The organism is Halomonas saccharevitans, from assembly GCF_032333995.1.
Taxonomy (GTDB): domain Bacteria; phylum Pseudomonadota; class Gammaproteobacteria; order Pseudomonadales; family Halomonadaceae; genus Halomonas; species Halomonas saccharevitans.
Window position 1 is genome coordinate 879,947 of record NZ_JAVXUR010000001.1, and the last position, 17,049, is coordinate 896,995.

Below are 17,049 nucleotides of genomic sequence, written 5' to 3' on the forward strand. Positions count from 1 at the left end.
CAGATCCTGACCCGAGCCTTGGCTCGTTTACCACACTCTTGGAGCGGGAAAGGAGATTCGAACTCCCGACCCTCGCCTTGGCAAGGCGATGCTCTACCACTGAGCTATTCCCGCTTGGCCTTCTCGCACTGTGTTACCACCGGAAGTCGAAGGTGGCGTCCCATAGGGGGTTCGAACCCCTGTTACCGCCGTGAAAGGGCGGTGTCCTGGACCACTAGACGAATGGGACGCAAATTGTACCTTCAAACTGGAGCGGGAAAGGAGATTCGAACTCCCGACCCTCGCCTTGGCAAGGCGATGCTCTACCGCTGAGCTATTCCCGCACTCCGGTACCTTAACGAATCGAGTGGCGTCCCATAGGGGGTTCGAACCCCTGTTACCGCCGTGAAAGGGCGGTGTCCTGGACCACTAGACGAATGGGACGCATTGGCTCGCTCGTCGAGGTGCGGCGAATAATACCGACGACCCCGAAAGCTGTCAAGCACCTCTCGTCGCTCGTTGATATCGCGTGACCTGTCACGGCCCGCCACTGGAAACCCCCACCCTGCTAGATGTCAGAATGGCAGCAGGACGCCGAGCCCGCCGCCGGCGCCACGACGCAAAGAGGAGATAGCCCATGCGCAGCAAGATCGAAAAGAGCGACGCCGAGTGGCGTGAGCAGCTGACGCCCGAGCAGTACCGCGTCACCCGCGAGAAGGGCACGGAGGCCCCCTTCAGCGGGAAATACCACGTGAGCGATGAGCACGGCATCTATCACTGCGTGTGCTGCAACGCCCCGCTGTTCGAGAACGAGCACAAGTTCGAGGCCGGCTGCGGCTGGCCGAGCTTCGATCGTCCCTTCACCGACAAATGCGTCGAGGAGCAGACCGACACCAGCCACGGCATGCAGCGCACCGAGGTGACCTGCGCCCGCTGCGACGCCCACCTCGGCCACGTGTTCCCCGACGGTCCGCCGGAGACCACCGGGCTTCGCTACTGCATCAACTCGGTAGCGATCGAGTTCCACGCCGGCGAGTAGCCGCGAGACCCGCGACTGCCCTGCCCGGAGACGGCCGTCCATCTGCTATGATGACGGCCGTTTTTATTCACGCTCACGCAGGAGAGGCTCGATGCTCGGCTGGTTTCCGGGACACATGAACAAGGCGCGCCGGCAGATCCTCGAGGCGCTGCCGGAGATCGACGTGGTGATCGAGGTGCTCGACGCCCGGCTGCCCTACTCCAGCGCCAACCCCATGCTCGCCGAGCTGACGCGCCACAAGCCGGTGCTCAAGATTCTCTCGCGGGCCGATCTGGCCGACCCCGAGCGCACCCGCGAGTGGACGGCCTTCTTCGACGCCCAGGCGGATACCCGGGCCCTGGCGGTGACCACCACCCAGGCCCGCGAGCTCAAGCGCATTCCCAAGCTGTGTCACGAACTGGCCGGCCAGGTGCGCGCCGACCGCGACGTGCGGGTGATGGTCATGGGAATCCCCAACGTCGGCAAGTCGACCCTGATCAACGGCCTGGCCGGGCGCACCATCGCCAAGACCGGCAACGAGCCCGCCGTCACCAAGCGCCAGCAGAAGGTGCGCATCGGCGGCCGCGTGGCGCTGATCGACACCCCCGGCGTGCTGTGGCCGAAGATCGAGGATCAGGCGAGCGCCCACCGCCTGGCCGCCAGCGGGGCCATTCGCGACACCGCCATCGACTATGTCGACGTGGCAGTGGTCGCCGCCGCCGAGCTGGCCCGGCGCTATCCCGAGGCGCTCACCGCGCGCTACAAACTCAAGGCGCTGCCGGCCTACACGGCGCATCCCGATGCCGACCAGGTGGATGCCGACGGCCCCGTGCGGGTCGATCTGCTGGCCCTGAGCGGCTACGACGGCCATGCCATCCTCAGCGAGATCGCCGCCAAGCGCGGCGGCCTGCGCGCTGGCGGCGAGATCGACCTGCACCGCGGCGCGGAGGTGCTGCTCCACGAGCTGCGCGACGGCAAGCTCGGTCGCCTGACCCTGGAAACGCCGGCGGACATCCCGGTCGCGCCGGAACCCGACGAGCTCGCTGCTGAAGAACGGGCCCCGGACGAACGGACCCTGGACGAGCAGCCCTCCAAGGATGGTGGCGACGACGCCGAACCCGCATAATCACGCGACGCCGACGAACAACGACCGCCGCCCAAGGCGGCACACGGACATCACTGGATTCAGCGCCCATGGATACTCCCCCGATCAGGAAATCGCACAAGCTCGAGAACGTCTGCTACGACATCCGCGGCCCGGTGCTCGAGCACGCCAAGCGGCTGGAGGAAGAAGGCCAGCGCATCCTCAAGCTGAATATCGGCAACCCCGCGCCGTTCGGCTTCGAGGCACCGGAGGAGATCCTCCAGGACGTGATGCGCAACCTCTCCACCGCCCAGGGGTATTGCGATTCCAAGGGGCTCTACTCGGCGCGCAAGGCGATCATGCAGGAGTGCCAGCGCAAGGAGATTCCCGGCGTCGGCATCGAGGACATCTACATCGGCAACGGCGTCTCGGAGCTGATCGTGATGGCGTTTCAGGCGCTGCTCAACGACGGCGACGAGGTGCTGATCCCGGCCCCCGACTACCCGCTGTGGACCGCCGCCGCTCACCTCTCGGGCGGCCACGCCGTGCACTACCGGTGCGACGAGCAGGCCGACTGGGCGCCGGACATGGATGACATCCGCGCCAAGGTGACCGCCCACACCCGCGCTATCGTGATCATCAACCCGAACAACCCCACCGGCGCCGTCTACCCGCCGGCGGTGGTGCGCGAGCTTCTGGAGATCGCCCGGGAGCACGACCTGGTGGTGTTCTCCGACGAGATCTACGACAAGATCCTCTACGACGGGGTCGAGCACGTCTCCACCGGGGCGCTGGCCGGTGAAGACCAGCTGGTGGTAACCATGAACGGGCTCTCCAAGAGCTATCGCTGCGCCGGCTTTCGCAGCGGCTGGATGATCCTCTCGGGGAACCTCGCCAAGCAGCGCGCCGCCGACTTCATCCAGGGGCTGACCATGCTGGCCTCGATGCGGCTGTGTGCCAACGTGCCGGCCCAGCACGCCATCCAGACGGCGCTGGGCGGCTACCAGTCGATCAACGACCTGATCCTGCCCGGCGGCCGCCTGCTCGCCCAGCGCGACATCACCGTCGAGAAGCTCAACGCCATTCCCGGCGTCAGCTGCACCCGGCCCAAGGGGGCGCTCTACGCCTTTCCGCGGCTCGACCCCAAGGTCTTCAACATCCAGGACGACCAGCAGCTGGTGCTCGACCTGCTGCTGCAGGAGAAGATCCTGCTGGTCCAGGGCACGGCCTTCAACTGGCCCGAGCCCGATCATGTGCGCATCGTCACCCTGCCCTGGGCCGACCAGCTGGAGGATGCCCTGGACCGCTTCGCGCGCTTCCTGTCGCGCTATCGTCAGTAGCCGGGGCTATGCTTGCCCGTCGCTTGAAAACCGGCGGGCCAGCGCATATCTAAGCAATAGCTAAGCAACAGCTTGTCTACGCCGCTGCCGCGGCGCCTCGTAACGATGACTGGAGAGTTCCGGCAATGATGAGAATCCTGCTGTTCCTGGGCACCAACCTGGCGGTGATCCTGGTGGCCAGCATCACCCTGCGCCTGCTGGGGGTCGAAAGCTACCTGAACGCCCAGGGCATGAACTTCAATGCCCTGCTGATCTTCTGCTTCGTCTTCGGCATGGCCGGCTCGATGATCTCGCTGTTCATCTCCAAGTGGATGGCCAAGCGCTCGACCGGCACCGTGGTGATCGAATCGCCGAGCAACTCCACCGAGCAGTGGCTGCTCGACACCGTGGGTGAACTGGCGCGCGATGCCGGCATCAAGATGCCGGAGGTGGGCATCTTTCCCGCCCAGCAGTCCAACGCCTTCGCCACCGGCTGGAACAAGGACGATGCGCTGGTGGCGGTCTCCGCTGGCCTGCTCAACCGCATGCGCCCCGAGGAGGTGCGGGCGGTGCTGGCCCACGAGATCGGCCACGTGGCCAACGGCGACATGGTGACCCTGGCGCTGGTGCAGGGGGTGCTCAACACCTTCGTGATGTTCTTCGCCCGGGTGGTCGCCCACCTGATCGACGGCTTCCTGAAGAGCCGCAGCGACGGCGAGGGGGGCCTCGGGTTCATGGGCTACTTCGCGGTGGTGATCGTCGCCGAGATCGCCTTCGGCCTGATCGCCTCGGCCATCGTCGCCTGGTTCTCGCGCTTCCGGGAGTACCGGGCCGACACCGCGGGCGCCCAGCTCGCCGGCAGCGGCGCCATGATCAACGCCCTGGCGCGGCTCAAGGCCGAGACCGAGATGCCCGACCAGATGCCGGATACGCTACGGGCCATGGCCATCACCAAGGGCCAGACGCGCTCGCTGATGGAGCGGCTGTTCGCCAGCCACCCGCCGCTGGACGACCGCATCCGCGCCCTCAAGGAAGCCGCCTACCGGCAGTAGCCAGGTATTCTGACAGTTCCGGGGCCGAGCCCTGAAAACGAGTCCCCGTAAACGCAGCAGGCCCGCCGATTGGCGGGCCTGCTGTCGTTTTGGGCCGTAGCAAAGAGACCGTCGCGTCGCACTCCTCAGTCGGCGGCGATCCGGAACCCCGCCCCCGCCAGCAGCGGCCGCAGCTCACGCGCGCCCTCCCCCAGTTCGATCTCGAGGGAGGCGACCTCGCGGCGCAGCGGATAGCGGGCCCGGCAGCCATCGAAGCCCTTGGCCATGCCCTGGCGACGCGCCTCGCGATGCAGGCTATCGTGGTCGCGCCGCGGGTCGTAGACGGCGCGCAGACACAGGCGCAGCGCCTCCTCGGGCGACAGGCCGGCCTCGAGCACCAGGCGCGCTACGGGCGGCGCGGGCGCCAGGTCATCCATCGTCAGCCGCGCCGGCAGGCCGACATGGTGGGCCAGGGCGCGGTAGATGTGATGGGTGCCGCGCAGCTTGCCGTCCAGGCTATAGCCGGCGATGTGCGGCGTGGCGATCGCGGCGAGGTCGGCCAGGGCGGCATCGATGGCGGGCTCGTGTTCCCAGACGTCGAGCACCGCCGTGATGTCGCCCTGCCCCGCCAGCCGCTGGCGCAGCGCCCGACCATCCACGCAGTCGCCGCGCCCGGCATTGAGCAGCAGCGTGCCCGGCGCCAGGGCCGCGATGCGCTGGACATCGAGCAGGTGGTGGGTGGCATGGGGGCCTTCGCTCACCAGCGGCGTGTGCAGGCAGAGCACGTCGCACTCGTCGATCAGGGTATCCAGGTCGTGAAAGCCGGCCAGGCTCCGTGCGCCCTGCCGCTCCGCCTCGAGGCCCTCGGCTTCCACCCTGGGCGGGTCGCAGGCCAGGCAGTCGATGCCCATGGCGGTGAGCCGCTTGAGCAACCGCCCACCGACGTTGCCCACGCCGACGATGCCCACGCGGCGCTCGACGAGTCGGAAGTCGTGGCGCTCGGCCAGGGTCGAGAGACTTGCCAGCACGTAGTCCAGCACCGCCTCGGCGTTGCAGCCCGGGGCGCTTGAAAAGGCGATGTCGTGGCCGGCCAAGGCGTGCTGGTCCACGTGGTCGGTGCCGATGGTGCAGGTGCCGACGAAGCGCAGCGGCGAGCCCATCGACTTCGCCTCGGCGATCAGGGCCGCATCGACCCGGGTGATGGAGCGCACCACCAGCGCATCGGCCGAGGCGAGGGTCGCCGGGGCGATCTCTCGTCCCGGCACGCGGACTACCTCGCCCAGCGCGCCGAAGCAGGCCTCGGCGGCGGGAACATTGGCATCGACGACGATTTTCATGGCTGACTCCCGACTTCCATAACGCTGCGACTTGTTCAGTGTGCCCAAGCCCTTACAATACCGCCATACGCACACAGGGTGCGCCGCCGGCGCCGCCCTAAACCTCTGGAGCTGCCGTGATCGTCCGCTGGGAAACCGACCATGACTATGTGCTGGTGCATGTCCATCAGGACATGTTCGGCGACTGGATCTTCAGCCGCGCCTGGGGCCAGATCGGCACCCAGTTCGGCGGCCTGAAGCATCGCCTGGCCGACGACCACGCCCAGGCGATGATGTGGCTGGCCGACGAGTCCACCATCCTGACCTCCCGCGGCTTTCGCAAGGTGCTGGAGGTGGAGGCCGAGAGCGCCGAGGGGCGCGACGCCGTCAGCCAGCTCTCGCTGCTGGATTCGCTCTAGGGAACGCCTACCCCAGGTATCGACGCCCGCCGCGCAGGGCCGCGCCCTTCGCCTCTCCCCGCGCCGTCTCGGATACCATTTCGCCGCTCAGCTGACGCTGCAGGGCCTGCCAGGCCATCTCGTTCAGCCAGCCCCGCTCCGCCAGCCAGGCGGCCAGGCGCTCGGGTTGCATGCCGCGATCCAGCTCCTGCCCCGCCTCGTCCACCAGCACGGGAATGCGCACCCCGTAGCGCTCGACCAGGGCGTCATCGTCGCTGATCTCGACCCGCTCGAGCCGATGCGGCGCGTCGCAGAGGGTCGCGAGCAGCGCCTCGAGCTGCTCGCAGAGATGACAGCCCAGGGTGGTGTAGAGCCTGAGGCGGATCATGCGTCCTCCCGATGGCGAATCAGGAAGCAGTGGTGCAGGTCCGGGCGACGAGTGAAATCCGGATCGAACGTCTTCGCCGAGATATCCTCGACCCGATACTGCTCGGCCAGGTCCGCATCCAGCTGGAAGCGCCGCTGGTTGTTGGAGAACACCAGGGTGCCCCCCGGCGCCAGGCGCGCCATGGCGAGGCGCACCAGTCGGCCGTGATCGCGCTGCACGTCGAGGGTATCGGTCATCTTCTTCGAGTTGGAGAAGGTCGGCGGGTCCATGAAGATCAGGTCGAACTCGCCGCCGGCGGTCTCGAGCCAGCGCAGGCAGTCGTCGCGCACCACCCGGTGGCGGCTGGGGTCGAGCCGGTTGAGGGCGAAGTTGTCCCGCGCCCATTCCAGGTAGGTGTTGGAGAGATCGACGCTGACGCTGTCGCTGGCGCCTTCGCCCTGCTCGGCGCCCTCCTTCTGCGAGCCCAGCGCCGCCTGCACGGTGGCGGTGGCGGTGTAGCAGAAGAGATTCAGGAAGCGCTTGCCGGCGGCCATCTCGCCGAGCATTCGCCGCACCGGGCGATGGTCGAGGAACAGGCCCGTGTCCAGGTAGTCGCGCAGGTTGACCCACAGCCGAGCCCGCCCCTCGCGCACCTCGAAGCGCTCGCCGCTGGCCGCCTGCTTGCGGTACTGATCCTTGCCGCTCTGGCGCTCGCGACGCTTGATCACCACGCGGCTCGGATCGATGCCGAGCACCTCGGGAATCACGCCCAGCGCTTCAAACAGACGCTTCTGGGCCTGGCCGGCATCGACGGACTTGGGCGGCGCATACTCCTGCACGTGCACGCGATCGCCGTAGATATCGATGGCCAGGGCATATTCGGGCATGTCGGCATCGTAGAGCCGGTAGCACGGCTCGCCGGAGCGCTTGAGCCACTTCTTGAGCCGCTTGCGGTTCTTCTCCAGGCGATTGGCGAACATCTGCGCGCCCTCGGAGCGCGCCGGCGGCGCCTCGGCGGCAGCGGCGCCGGGGGCTCCCGCTGATGCGGCCTCGTCCCGCTCGGGAATCGCCATCAGCAGCAGGCGCGCATCCAGGGGCCCGTTCTTCAGCGAGTAGTGCTTGTGGGCGCGCAGGCCAATGCGGTGCCCCAGATCCGGGTTGGCGGTGAACACGGCCAGCCGCCAGCCCGGAAAGGCCGCCTTGACCCGTTCGCCGAGCTGGGCATAGAGCTGCACCAGTTCCGGCAGCTCGCCGAGACGCTCGCCGTAGGGCGGGTTGGTCATCACCAGCCCCGCTGGCGAGTCAGGCAGGCCCTCGGGGCGCGAAAGCCCGGTCAGGGCCGCGCCCTTGAGCTCGATCAGCGCCGGCACGCCGGCGCGCATGGCGTTGGCCTTGGCCGCCGCCAGCGCGGGGGGGCTCTCGTCAAAGCCGTAGAGCCGCGAGCGGCAGCGCTTGCGCCCGATGCTCGCCCGCGCCTCGGCCTCGCGCTTGAGCTCGTGCCAGCAGGGCTCGTCGTGGCCGGCCCAGCCGTGGAAGCCGAAGCGCTCACGACTGAGCCCCGGGGCGATGTCGGCGGCCATCAGGGCGGCCTCGATCAGCAGCGTGCCGGCGCCGCACAGCGGATCGACCAGCGGCGCCCCATCGCGGGCCAGTGCCGGCCAGCCGGCACGCACCAGCAGGGCGGCGGCCAGATTCTCCTTGAGCGGGGCATGGCCGACGTCGCGGCGGTAGCCGCGGCGGTGCAGGCTGTCGCCCGAGAGGTCCACGCCCAGCGTCAGCCGACCCCGGTGCAGGTGGGCGTACAGGCGCAGGTCGGGCTGTCGGGTGTCGATATCGGGCCGCGGCCGCGCCTCGGCGTACAGGCGATCCACCACCCCATCCTTGACGGTCTGGGCGCCGAAGCGGGTATGCCGGATCGCGTCGGAGCGGCCGTGGAAGTCCACGGCCAGGGTCTTGCCGGGGGCGAGGTGGTCGCGCCAGTCGATGGCCGCGGCGGCGGCGCGCAGCGCCTCGGGGGTCTCGATACCCTCCTCCCGGGCCAGGCAGAGCACCACCCGGTTGGCCAGGCGCGACCACAGGCAGACGCGGTAGGCGTTCTCGAGGCTGGCCTGGAAAAATACGCCGGCCACCGTGGTCTTGCCGGGGGTGGCGCCCAGCGCGGCCAGCTCGTCGGCCAGCAGCAGCTCGATGCCCTTGGGGCAGGTCGCCAGGAAATGAAGAGAGTCTGGGTATTGCTGTTCGGTCATGGAATATCCATCGGCGCGGCGCCTGGCCGGCATAGTGGCGTGACGGTCAGGTGAACGCGTTGTTACAAATCATCGATCGACAATCGTCATCATCTTGGGCTATCAATGACTGAGTAGCTACTGAATGACGCATGCGTTCCTGTCATCGGGTTAGGTGTCTTTATGCAGCTGTGTTCGCACAGCGGGGATCTTCAAGGATCAGAAGATCACATGACGTTTGGCGCCTTCCGAGCAACACGAATCCGATCTCGAGATCGGGTCTTCGTCGGTACCTTCATCAAGAGGTAGTCCAATGAAACGACAGAAACGTGATCGCTTCCAGCGTGCCTATGTTCATGGGTACAAGGCGGGTCTCTCGGGTCGTTCCCGCGATGAGTGTCCCAGCCAGGATATCAATCTACGCGAGTACTGGATGAGCGGTTGGCGTGAAGGTCGTGGGGATCAATGGTCCGGCATGACGGGTGTCTCCGGTATTCACAAGAACCCCATGGTGGTGTGACCCCGACTCCCCCGGGTCAACAGCCCTCGTCGATAACGACGACAAACCTCTCAAGCCCATGGCCCTGCCATGGGCTTTTTACGTACCGTTGTCACGAGCATGGTAACGAGCGGGCGCGCCGGACAACCTACCGCGCCTCACGCCTTGCTTGCCCGATCGCGCAGCGCCCGGGCACACTCGCCTACCAGCTCGGGCCCGCGATAGATGAAGCCCGAATAGAGCTGCACCAGGTCGGCGCCGGCGGCCACCTTGCCAAGCGCCGCCTCTTCGCTGTCGATGCCGCCCACGCCGATGATCGGCATGTTGGGCAGGCGGCGACGCAGCTCACGGATCACCGCGTTGGAGGGCTCGAGGACCGGTCGCCCGGAGAGACCGCCCTGCTCGTCGCCGTGGGCAAGCCCCGCCACCGCCTCGCGGGAGACCGTGGTATTGGTGGCGATCACCGCGTCGATGGCGTTGGCCTCGAGCGCGCCGGCCACCAGGCCGACCTCATCGACGCTCATGTCCGGGGCGATCTTCACCGCCAGGGGCACGCGCCGTCCGGTCTGGCGATCGAGCCGGCGTCCCTCCTCGCGCAGGGCCCCGAGCAGCGCATCGAGATGCTCGCCGAACTGCAGGTTGCGAAGCCCCGGGGTGTTGGGCGAGGAGATGTTCACCGCGATGTAGTGCGCGTGCGCGTGCACCTTGCGAAGGCAGGTCAGGTAGTCGTCCACCGCCTGCTCCACCGGGGTGGTCAGGTTTTTGCCGATGTTGATGCCGATCACGCCGTCGTAACGACTCGCCTGCACCCTGGCCACCAGATGGTCGACCCCGGCGTTGTTGAAGCCCATGCGATTGATGATGGCGCCGGCTTCCGGCAGCCGGAACATCCGCGGCTTCGGGTTACCGTCCTGGGGCCTGGGCGTCACGGTGCCCACCTCGACGAAGCCGAACCCCAGCGCCCCCAAGGCATCGAGATGGTCGGCGTTCTTGTCGAGCCCGGCGGCGAGCCCCACCCGATTGGGAAAGCGCAGCCCCATCACTTCGATCGGATCGTCGATCCGGCCGCCGCCCAGCCGCGAGGCCAGACCCAGGCGGCCGGCCAGGTCCAGGGCGGAGAGCGCCATGCCGTGGGCGGTCTCGGCATCGAAACGAAACAGCAGCGATCGGGCAAGCGAGTACATGGCGGCTCCAGGACAGTGGCGGGCGATGGGGGCTGGCGCGGGACCACCGTCGGCGCGGTGGCAAGCGGGGCGAGAGTATACCAGCCTCGCCACCTAGAGACGACGCGCCCGGGCCGGGCCCAACCGGCTGGTCCGGCACGCCCCGGCTCCATCATTCGCGCCATTTATGCTCTACTGGGCCTTCGACGAGTTCCTCACTCAGGACACCGCGAGGCGGCCAGCCCGCCTCGATGCACCATTGCCAGGAAGCGCCTATGACCGATACCACCGAGACACTCGAGCACCGCCTGTCGCGGATCCACCTGGCGCTGGAGAAAGAGCAACTGGAGCGGGTCGATGACGTGCTCTCCGACCTCGAACCCGCGGAAGTGGCCCTGCTGCTGGAGTCGCTGCCGCCGGCGGCGCGCATCAGCCTGTGGGAACGCGTGCCGGGGGAGATCGACGGCGAGGTGCTGCTGCACGTGCACGACGAGGTGCGCGGCACCCTGATCGACGACATGGATCACGCCGAGATCGTCGCCGCCACGACCGGCCTGGACACCACCGACCTGGCGGAGATCTTCGAGGATCTGCCCCAGCAGGTCGCCGCCGACATGCTGCGCTCCATGGACGCGCTGCAGCGCTCGCGCCTGCAGGAGACCCTCTCCTTCGAGGAGGACAGTGCCGGTCGCCTGATGCGCACCGACACCATCGCCGTGCGCGCCGACGTCAGCCTGGAGACGGTGAGACGCTTCCTGCGCTGGAAGGAGGCGGTCCCCGACAACACCCACATGCTGATGGTGGTGGACCGCAACGGCCGCTTCGTCGGCGTGCTGCCGCTGGCACGACTGATCGCCAACGATCCCGAGATGGCCGTGGCCGACCTGATGGACAGCGATGTGGACAGCATCCAGGTGACCATGAAGTCGACCGACGTGGCCACGCTCTTCCAGACCCACGACCTGACCTCCGCCCCGGTGGTCGACGAATCAGGCCTGCTGCTCGGGCGCATCATCATCGACGACATCGTCGACGTGATCCGCGAGAACTCCGAGCAGGCGCTGATGAACATGGCGGGCCTGGACGAAGAGGAAGACCTCTTCGCCCCGGTGATGCCCAGCGCCAAGCGCCGCGCCGTGTGGCTCGGCATCAACCTGCTGACGGCCTTCCTGGCCGCCTGGGTGATCGGACGCTTCGAGGCGGCCCTGGATCAGATCGTCGCCCTGGCGGTGCTGATGCCGATCGTCGCCAGCATGGGCGGCATCGCCGGCAGCCAGACCCTGACACTCGCGATCCGCGGCCTGGCCCTGGGGCAGATCAGCCGCACCAACAGCCACTGGCTGCTGCGCAAGGAGATCGGCATCGCCGCCCTCAACGGCGTGCTGTGGTCGCTGGTGGTGGCCGTGCTCGCGGTGCTGTGGTTCAACAGCATCGCCATCGGCGTGATCATCGCCGCCGCGCTGGTGATCAACATGCTGGCGGCCGGGGTCGCCGGCATCGTGATCCCGCTGATGCTCAAGCGGGCGGGTATCGACCCGGCCCTGTCGGGCTCGGTGATCCTGACCACGGTGACCGACGTGGTGGGCTTCATGTCCTTCCTCGGCCTCGCCACCGTGTTCCTGCTCTAGCGCCTGTGCCAGGCCTACGCTAGGCATCTGGCACCGATACGCCGCCCCCAGATGCACGAAACCCCGCCAGTGGCGGGGTTTCGTGTCTTCAGGGCCTCGACGGATCGGGCGCGACGGGGGCGATCAGGCGCGATTGCTCTCGGCCAGGTCGACCAGCTCGCGCACCGCCACGGCGAAGAGCGGGAAGCCGCCGTGGGCGCCGCTGCTCACCTCCTCGAGCAGGCGACACCAGCGCTGGTGCATGCCCTGGTGCAGCGAGAGCCACTGAGTGACTCGCTCGCTGGAGTCCTTGGCGCCATTCTCCATGCCCAGCACGCTGGTGGTCAGCGCCAGCTGCTGGCGATCGATGTCGTCGCGGAAGGTCTCGCGGGCCTGAGCCTGCCAGCTGTCGCGCACCTTGAGCTCAGTGATCCGCTGGATCATCCACGGCAGCTCGAGGCGATCGCCGATCTCGTAGAAGACCTCGGCCACGCGCTGGGGCTTCTCCTGAGTCTGGCGCGCCGTCTGGATGATGCCGAGCGCCGCATAGAGGCTGTTGGCGGCGGCCACGGTGGCTGCCAGGGCCTCGGGCACGCCGGCCTCGACCAGCGCCTTGCGACGGGCCTCCCAGGCTTCGTGCTCCTCGCCGCGCAGGCGCTTGCCGATGTTCTCCTGCAGCTGCGCCAGACGCGGCGCGAAGAAGTCGATGGCCTCCTGGGTGCTCATGCCGGTGCGGTTGCGCAGGAACCAGCGGGTGGCGCGGCGCAGCATGCGCATCAGGTCGAGCATCATGTCGTACTGCACGGCGCTCGAGACCTGGTTGTCCAGCGCCTCGATCTGCTCCCACAGGCGCGGCAGCTGGAAGCTGTCGCGAGCGATCACGTAGGCCCGGGCGATCGCGGCGCGGTCGGCGCCGGTGGAGTCGATCAGGCGGCGCACGAAGACGACGCCCATGTGATCGACCAGGTCGTTGGCCACCTGGGTCGCGACGATCTCGCGAGTCAGCCGGTGCTCATACACCTCGTCGCGATAGCGCTCGACGAGCACGCTCGGGAAGATACGCTCGACGAACTTGACGATGGTCGGGTCGTCCGGGACATCCGAGGCGATCAGGTCGCCCTTGAGCACGCTCTTGGCGTAGGAGATCAGCACCGAGAGCTCCGGCAGCAGCATGCCCTGCTCGTTGGCGGCGCGCTCCTGGAGCAGCTCGTCGTCGGGCAGGAACTCCAGCTCGCGATCGATCTGGCCGGTCGCTTCCAGTTCGCTGATGAAGCGCCGGAAGGGGCCGATGCCCTGCTTCGAGAGACGCTCGGCGAGATCCAGCGCCTGGGTCTGGCGATAGTTGTCCTTGAGCACCAGGTCCGAGACTTCGGCGGTCATGTCGGCGAGCAGCTTATTGCGCTGCTTCTCGGTCATGTCACCGCGCTTGACCACCTCGTCGATGAGGATCTTGATGTTGACCTCGTGGTCGGAGCAGTTGACCCCGCCGGCGTTGTCGATGAAGTCGGTGTTGACCCGCACGCCCTTGGCGGCGGCCTCCATGCGGCCCCGCTGAGTGAGGCCGAGGTTGCCGCCCTCGCCGACTACCCGGCAGTTGAGCTCGCGGCCGTCGACGCGCAGGCCGTCGTTGGCCTTGTCGCCGACCTGGGCATCGGTCTCTTCGCTGCACTTCACGTAGGTGCCGATGCCGCCGTTCCACAGCAGGTCGACCCGCGACTTGAGCATTGCGCGGATCAGCTCGTTGGGGGAGAGCTTGTCCTCCTTGATGCCGAACAGCGCCTTCATCTGCCGCGAGATGGGCACGGTCTTGGCGGCGCGGCTGAAGATACCGCCTCCCTCGGAGATCAGCGCGGCGTCGTAGTCCTGCCAGCTGGAGCGCGGCAAAGCGAACAGGCGCTGGCGCTCGGCGAAGCTCGCCGCCACGTCGGGGGTCGGATCGACGAAGATGTGCAGGTGGTTGAAGGCACCCACCAGGCGAATCTTGTCGGAGAGCAGCATGCCGTTGCCGAAGACGTCGCCCGCCATGTCGCCGATGCCGACCACCGAGAACTCGTCCTGCTGGGTGTTCAGCCCCAGGCCGCGGAAGTGGCGCTGGACCGACTCCCAGGCGCCCTTGGCGGTGATGCCCATCTTCTTGTGGTCGTAGCCGTTGGCCCCGCCGGAGGCGAAGGCGTCGCCCAGCCAGTGGCCGTACTCGGCGGAGATCTCGTTGGCGATGTCCGAGAAGGTCGCGGTGCCCTTGTCGGCGGCCACCACCAGGTAGGCATCGTCGTCGTCGTGGCGCACCACGTCCTCAGGCGGCACGATCTCGCCGCCCACCCGGTTGTCGGTGACGTCGAGCAGGGCACGGATGAAGATCTTGTAGCAGGCGATGCCTTCCTGCTGGATGGCATCGCGATCCGCGCCTTCGGGCATCCGCTTGCAGACGAAGCCGCCCTTGGCGCCCACCGGCACGATCACCGCGTTCTTGACCTGCTGCGCCTTGACCAGCCCCAGCACCTCGGTCCGGAAATCCTCGAAGCGGTCGGACCAGCGCAGCCCGCCGCGGGCGACCTTGCCGCCGCGCAGGTGCACGCCCTCGACCCGCGGCGAGCAGACGAAGATCTCGTGGGCCGGCCGCGGCTTGGGCATGCCGGTGATCCGAGAAGGCTCCATCTTGAAGGCCATGTAGTCCTTCTGACGGCCGTCGGCGCCCTTCTGGTAGTAGTTGGTGCGCTGTGTCGCCTGGATCATCTCCATGTAGCGGCGCAGCAGCTGGTCGTCGTTGAGGCTGGCGACGTCGTCGAGCAGCGCCAGGATGCGCGCGCTGCAGGCCTCGACCTCGCCCTCGGGCGGGCGCTCGTTGGGATCGAAGCGCAGCTCGAACAGGGTCACCAGCTCGCGGGTGATCTCCGGATGATTGACCAGGGTGGTGGCCATGTAATCCTGGGAGACGCCAAAGCGGATCTGCTTCAGGTAGCGGGCGTAGCCCCTGAGCATGGCGACTTCGCGCCAGTCCAGGTTGGCGCCGATGATCAGCCGGTTGAACGGATCGTTGTCCGCCTCGCCGATCCAGATGCGCTGGAAGGCCTCGATGAAGGGCTTGCGCATCTCCTGAAGGTTGACCTCGTTACTGGTGTGGTGCTCGAGATCGAAGTCGTGGATCCAGTAGCTGTGATCCTTGGCCTGCACCTCGTAGGGGCGCTCGCCGAGCACGCGCAGCCCCAGGTTCTCCATCATCGGTAGCACGTCGGAGAGCGGAATCGGCCGGTCGCGGTGGAACAGCTTGAGGTTGACGCCGCTGCCCTCCTCTTCCACCAGGCGGTAGAGGGAAAGGGCCAGCGGGGCGCCGTCATCCAGCTCGCTGATGTGCTGCAGGTCGTAGACCGCGGTGCGTGCCGAGAAGTCGTCGCGGTAGCTCGCCGGGAAGGCGTCGCGGAAGCGATCCATCAGCAGGTTGGCCTGCTCCTCGCCGAAGCCCTCGATAGCGGCACCCTGGAGATCGTCGCGCCAGTTGCGCGCCAGCGTCGCCAGCTTGGCTTCCAGACGGCGCAGGTCGTACTCCGTGGGCCGGTCGCCCTTGAAGCGCAGGATGAACTGAATGCGCGCCAGCACCGATTCGGAGAGGTAAGTGTTGAAATCGCCGAAGGTGGCGTCGAGCTCCTCGCACAGCAGCTGCTGGATGCGCTGGCGCAGCTCGGTGGAGAAGACGTCCCGCGGCACGAAGGCCAGGCAGGAGTAGAAGCGTCCGGAGCGATCCTCGCGGATGAACAGCCGCACGCGGCGCCGCTCGCGCATGTCGAGGATGCCCAGCGACGTCTGCGTCAGCTCGTCGGTATCGATCTGGAACAGGTCGTCGCGGGGATAGACCTCGAGGATGTGCAGCAGGTGCTTGCCGTTGTGGCCCTTGGGATTGAAGCCGGAGTTGTCCATCACCGTGTCGAGCTTGCGGCGCAGGATCGGCACGTTGCGCGGCGACTCGTTGTAGACCGTGGCGGTGAACAGGCCCAAAAAGCGCCGTTCGCCGATCACCCGCCCCTGATCGTCGTAGCGATCGATGGAGATGTAGTCGGGATAGGTAGGTCGGTGGATCCGCGCGTGGTGGGCGCTCTTGGCGAACGACAGCAGCTGGGGCACCAGCACGAAGCGGTCGCCCTCGACGCCCTGATCGGTGCGGATGCGCTCCTGATAGCGGGGCTGATCGAGGCGGAAGACCCCCAGCTCGCTCTGCTCGACACGATCCAGGCGCTGACGCCCCTGCTCCTCGTGGACGGCGTATTCGTCGTAGCCGAGGAAGGTGAAGTTGTCGTGGAGCAGCCACTCGACGAAGGCCGTGGCCTCCTCATGGTCCTCGACCTTGACCTGCTCGGGCCGCGAGGCCTTGAGCTCGGCCAGGGCCGCCCGGGCCTGATCGCGCATCGGTTCGAAGTCGGCCACCGCGGTGCGCACGTCGCGCAGCACTTCCTGCAGGCTGGCCTCGATATCCTCGAGCACCGCCGGGTCGGAGTGGCGATCCACCTCGATGGCGATCAGCGACTCGCGGTTCTCCGGGGCATCGGCCTGCTGGGTCGGCGAGACCCGCTCGAGGCGATGCTCGCTATCGCGCTGGGAGGCCAGCACGGCGTTATGAATGGCGTGCACGGTCATGCCGCGGCGGTTGAGCTCGATGCGCACGGAGTCGACCAGGAAGGGCATGTCCTCGTGCAGCACGGCGATGAAGGTATGCGTGGACTGCCAGCCGTGCTGCTCGAAGTCGGGGTTGAAGACCCGCACCTTGGGGTCGGCGGGATCGAACTGCTGCAGGAAGTGCCAGACGGAGAGCGTGGCACCGTAGATGTCGTCGAGACGGCGATCGGCCAGGTCGTCGAGCGGGATCGTGGCATAGAAGTGGCGGGCGAAGGCATGGACCTGGGCGGCCTTGTCCTCGTCCAGACGGCCTTGCAGCCGCTCCTCGAGTTGCTTGAGCAGATCCTCGCGGGTCTCCTCGTGTGCGACATGTTGCATCCATCACCTCGGCTGCCAGCGGCCGCCGGAAGCGGCCGGAAGAACTTGACGGGCGGCCTC

General features: G+C 67.5%; 12 protein-coding genes and 4 tRNA genes. 7 read left to right on the top strand and 9 right to left on the bottom strand.

Features of this window, described 5'->3' with window-relative positions; all coding sequences use genetic code 11:
• Positions 1 to 39 precede the first annotated feature (39 nt).
• The 4 genes from RSO68_RS04095 to RSO68_RS04110 form a co-directional block, all read right to left on the bottom strand.
• Positions 40 to 114: transfer RNA gene (locus RSO68_RS04095), tRNA-Gly, on the bottom strand.
• Positions 115 to 153: 39 nt separating this feature from the next.
• Positions 154 to 229, bottom strand: a tRNA-Glu gene (locus RSO68_RS04100).
• A gap of 19 nt (positions 230 to 248) precedes the next feature.
• Positions 249 to 323 (bottom strand) — tRNA-Gly (locus tag RSO68_RS04105).
• Between the two features lie 24 nt (positions 324 to 347).
• Positions 348 to 423: transfer RNA gene (locus RSO68_RS04110), tRNA-Glu, on the bottom strand.
• Positions 424 to 616: 193 nt separating this feature from the next.
• Between RSO68_RS04110 and msrB the strand changes: the two genes are divergently transcribed.
• From msrB to htpX, 4 genes are all read left to right on the top strand, one after another.
• Positions 617 to 1,018 carry a peptide-methionine (R)-S-oxide reductase MsrB gene (msrB, locus tag RSO68_RS04115; protein WP_089847908.1) on the top strand — a complete coding sequence of 134 codons (402 nt, stop codon included), beginning with the start codon at positions 617 to 619 and terminating at the stop codon, positions 1,016 to 1,018.
• A 91-nt stretch (positions 1,019 to 1,109) separates the two neighbouring features.
• The gene (gene ylqF / locus RSO68_RS04120; RefSeq protein ID WP_315585549.1) at positions 1,110 to 2,123 is read left to right on the top strand and encodes a ribosome biogenesis GTPase YlqF; all 1,014 of its coding nucleotides are present in this window, start codon (positions 1,110 to 1,112) and stop codon (positions 2,121 to 2,123) included.
• 68 nt (positions 2,124 to 2,191) lie between these two features.
• Positions 2,192 to 3,421 carry a pyridoxal phosphate-dependent aminotransferase gene (locus RSO68_RS04125; RefSeq protein WP_089847904.1) on the top strand — a complete coding sequence of 410 codons (1,230 nt, stop codon included), beginning with the start codon at positions 2,192 to 2,194 and terminating at the stop codon, positions 3,419 to 3,421.
• Between the two features lie 125 nt (positions 3,422 to 3,546).
• Complete coding sequence (gene htpX / locus RSO68_RS04130; RefSeq protein WP_089847902.1) at positions 3,547 to 4,452, top strand: protease HtpX; 906 nt, start codon at positions 3,547 to 3,549, stop codon at positions 4,450 to 4,452.
• A 125-nt stretch (positions 4,453 to 4,577) separates the two neighbouring features.
• On the opposite strand, the gene pdxB is transcribed toward htpX, so the two are convergent.
• Positions 4,578 to 5,768 (bottom strand): 4-phosphoerythronate dehydrogenase PdxB, encoded by a 1,191-nt coding sequence (gene pdxB / locus RSO68_RS04135; protein ID WP_315585550.1) that lies wholly within the window; start codon positions 5,766 to 5,768, stop codon positions 4,578 to 4,580.
• Between the two features lie 116 nt (positions 5,769 to 5,884).
• On the opposite strand from pdxB, the gene RSO68_RS04140 reads away from it, so the two are divergent.
• The gene (locus RSO68_RS04140) at positions 5,885 to 6,166 is read left to right on the top strand and encodes a hypothetical protein (RefSeq protein ID WP_089847898.1); all 282 of its coding nucleotides are present in this window, start codon (positions 5,885 to 5,887) and stop codon (positions 6,164 to 6,166) included.
• 7 nt (positions 6,167 to 6,173) lie between these two features.
• On the opposite strand, the gene RSO68_RS04145 is transcribed toward RSO68_RS04140, so the two are convergent.
• Both RSO68_RS04145 and rlmKL read right to left on the bottom strand, forming a co-directional pair.
• A complete protein-coding gene (locus RSO68_RS04145) occupies positions 6,174 to 6,533 on the bottom strand; it encodes a glutaredoxin family protein (RefSeq protein WP_315585551.1) in 360 nt (119 codons plus the stop codon).
• Positions 6,530 to 8,758: a bifunctional 23S rRNA (guanine(2069)-N(7))-methyltransferase RlmK/23S rRNA (guanine(2445)-N(2))-methyltransferase RlmL gene (gene rlmKL / locus RSO68_RS04150; RefSeq protein ID WP_315585552.1), complete on the bottom strand. Its 2,229-nt coding sequence runs from the start codon at positions 8,756 to 8,758 to the stop codon at positions 6,530 to 6,532. Before rlmKL ends, RSO68_RS04145 begins: the two co-directional genes overlap by 4 nt.
• Positions 8,759 to 9,050: 292 nt before the next feature.
• Here rlmKL and rmf point away from each other — a divergent pair, with 292 nt between their 5' ends.
• Entirely contained in the window at positions 9,051 to 9,257 is a 207-nt protein-coding gene (rmf, locus tag RSO68_RS04155; RefSeq protein WP_089847892.1) for a ribosome modulation factor, read from the top strand.
• Positions 9,258 to 9,394: 137 nt separating this feature from the next.
• Here rmf and RSO68_RS04160 read toward each other — a convergent pair whose 3' ends face one another.
• Positions 9,395 to 10,420, bottom strand: coding sequence for a quinone-dependent dihydroorotate dehydrogenase (locus tag RSO68_RS04160; protein ID WP_089847890.1), 1,026 nt, complete (start codon positions 10,418 to 10,420; stop codon positions 9,395 to 9,397).
• A 254-nt stretch (positions 10,421 to 10,674) separates the two neighbouring features.
• On the opposite strand from RSO68_RS04160, the gene mgtE reads away from it, so the two are divergent.
• Positions 10,675 to 12,027, top strand: a complete 1,353-nt coding sequence (gene mgtE / locus RSO68_RS04165) for a magnesium transporter (RefSeq protein ID WP_315585553.1) — start codon at positions 10,675 to 10,677, stop codon at positions 12,025 to 12,027.
• A gap of 123 nt (positions 12,028 to 12,150) precedes the next feature.
• On the opposite strand, the gene RSO68_RS04170 is transcribed toward mgtE, so the two are convergent.
• Entirely contained in the window at positions 12,151 to 16,989 is a 4,839-nt protein-coding gene (locus tag RSO68_RS04170; protein ID WP_315585554.1) for an NAD-glutamate dehydrogenase, read from the bottom strand.
• Positions 16,990 to 17,049 lie beyond the last annotated feature (60 nt).

Excerpts from the sequence above, each read along its gene's own strand:
- msrB (WP_089847908.1), top strand. The coding sequence starts at position 617 with ATGCGCAGCAAGATCGAAAAGAGCGACGCCGAGTGGCGTGAGCAGCTG.
- ylqF (WP_315585549.1), top strand. The coding sequence starts at position 1,110 with ATGCTCGGCTGGTTTCCGGGACACATGAACAAGGCGCGCCGGCAGATC.
- RSO68_RS04125 (WP_089847904.1), top strand. The coding sequence starts at position 2,192 with ATGGATACTCCCCCGATCAGGAAATCGCACAAGCTCGAGAACGTCTGC.
- htpX (WP_089847902.1), top strand. The coding sequence starts at position 3,547 with ATGATGAGAATCCTGCTGTTCCTGGGCACCAACCTGGCGGTGATCCTG.
- pdxB (WP_315585550.1), bottom strand. The coding sequence starts at position 5,768 with ATGAAAATCGTCGTCGATGCCAATGTTCCCGCCGCCGAGGCCTGCTTC.
- RSO68_RS04145 (WP_315585551.1), bottom strand. The coding sequence starts at position 6,533 with ATGATCCGCCTCAGGCTCTACACCACCCTGGGCTGTCATCTCTGCGAG.
- rlmKL (WP_315585552.1), bottom strand. The coding sequence starts at position 8,758 with ATGACCGAACAGCAATACCCAGACTCTCTTCATTTCCTGGCGACCTGC.
- rmf (WP_089847892.1), top strand. The coding sequence starts at position 9,051 with ATGAAACGACAGAAACGTGATCGCTTCCAGCGTGCCTATGTTCATGGG.
- RSO68_RS04160 (WP_089847890.1), bottom strand. The coding sequence starts at position 10,420 with ATGTACTCGCTTGCCCGATCGCTGCTGTTTCGTTTCGATGCCGAGACC.
- mgtE (WP_315585553.1), top strand. The coding sequence starts at position 10,675 with ATGACCGATACCACCGAGACACTCGAGCACCGCCTGTCGCGGATCCAC.
- RSO68_RS04170 (WP_315585554.1), bottom strand. The coding sequence starts at position 16,989 with ATGCAACATGTCGCACACGAGGAGACCCGCGAGGATCTGCTCAAGCAA.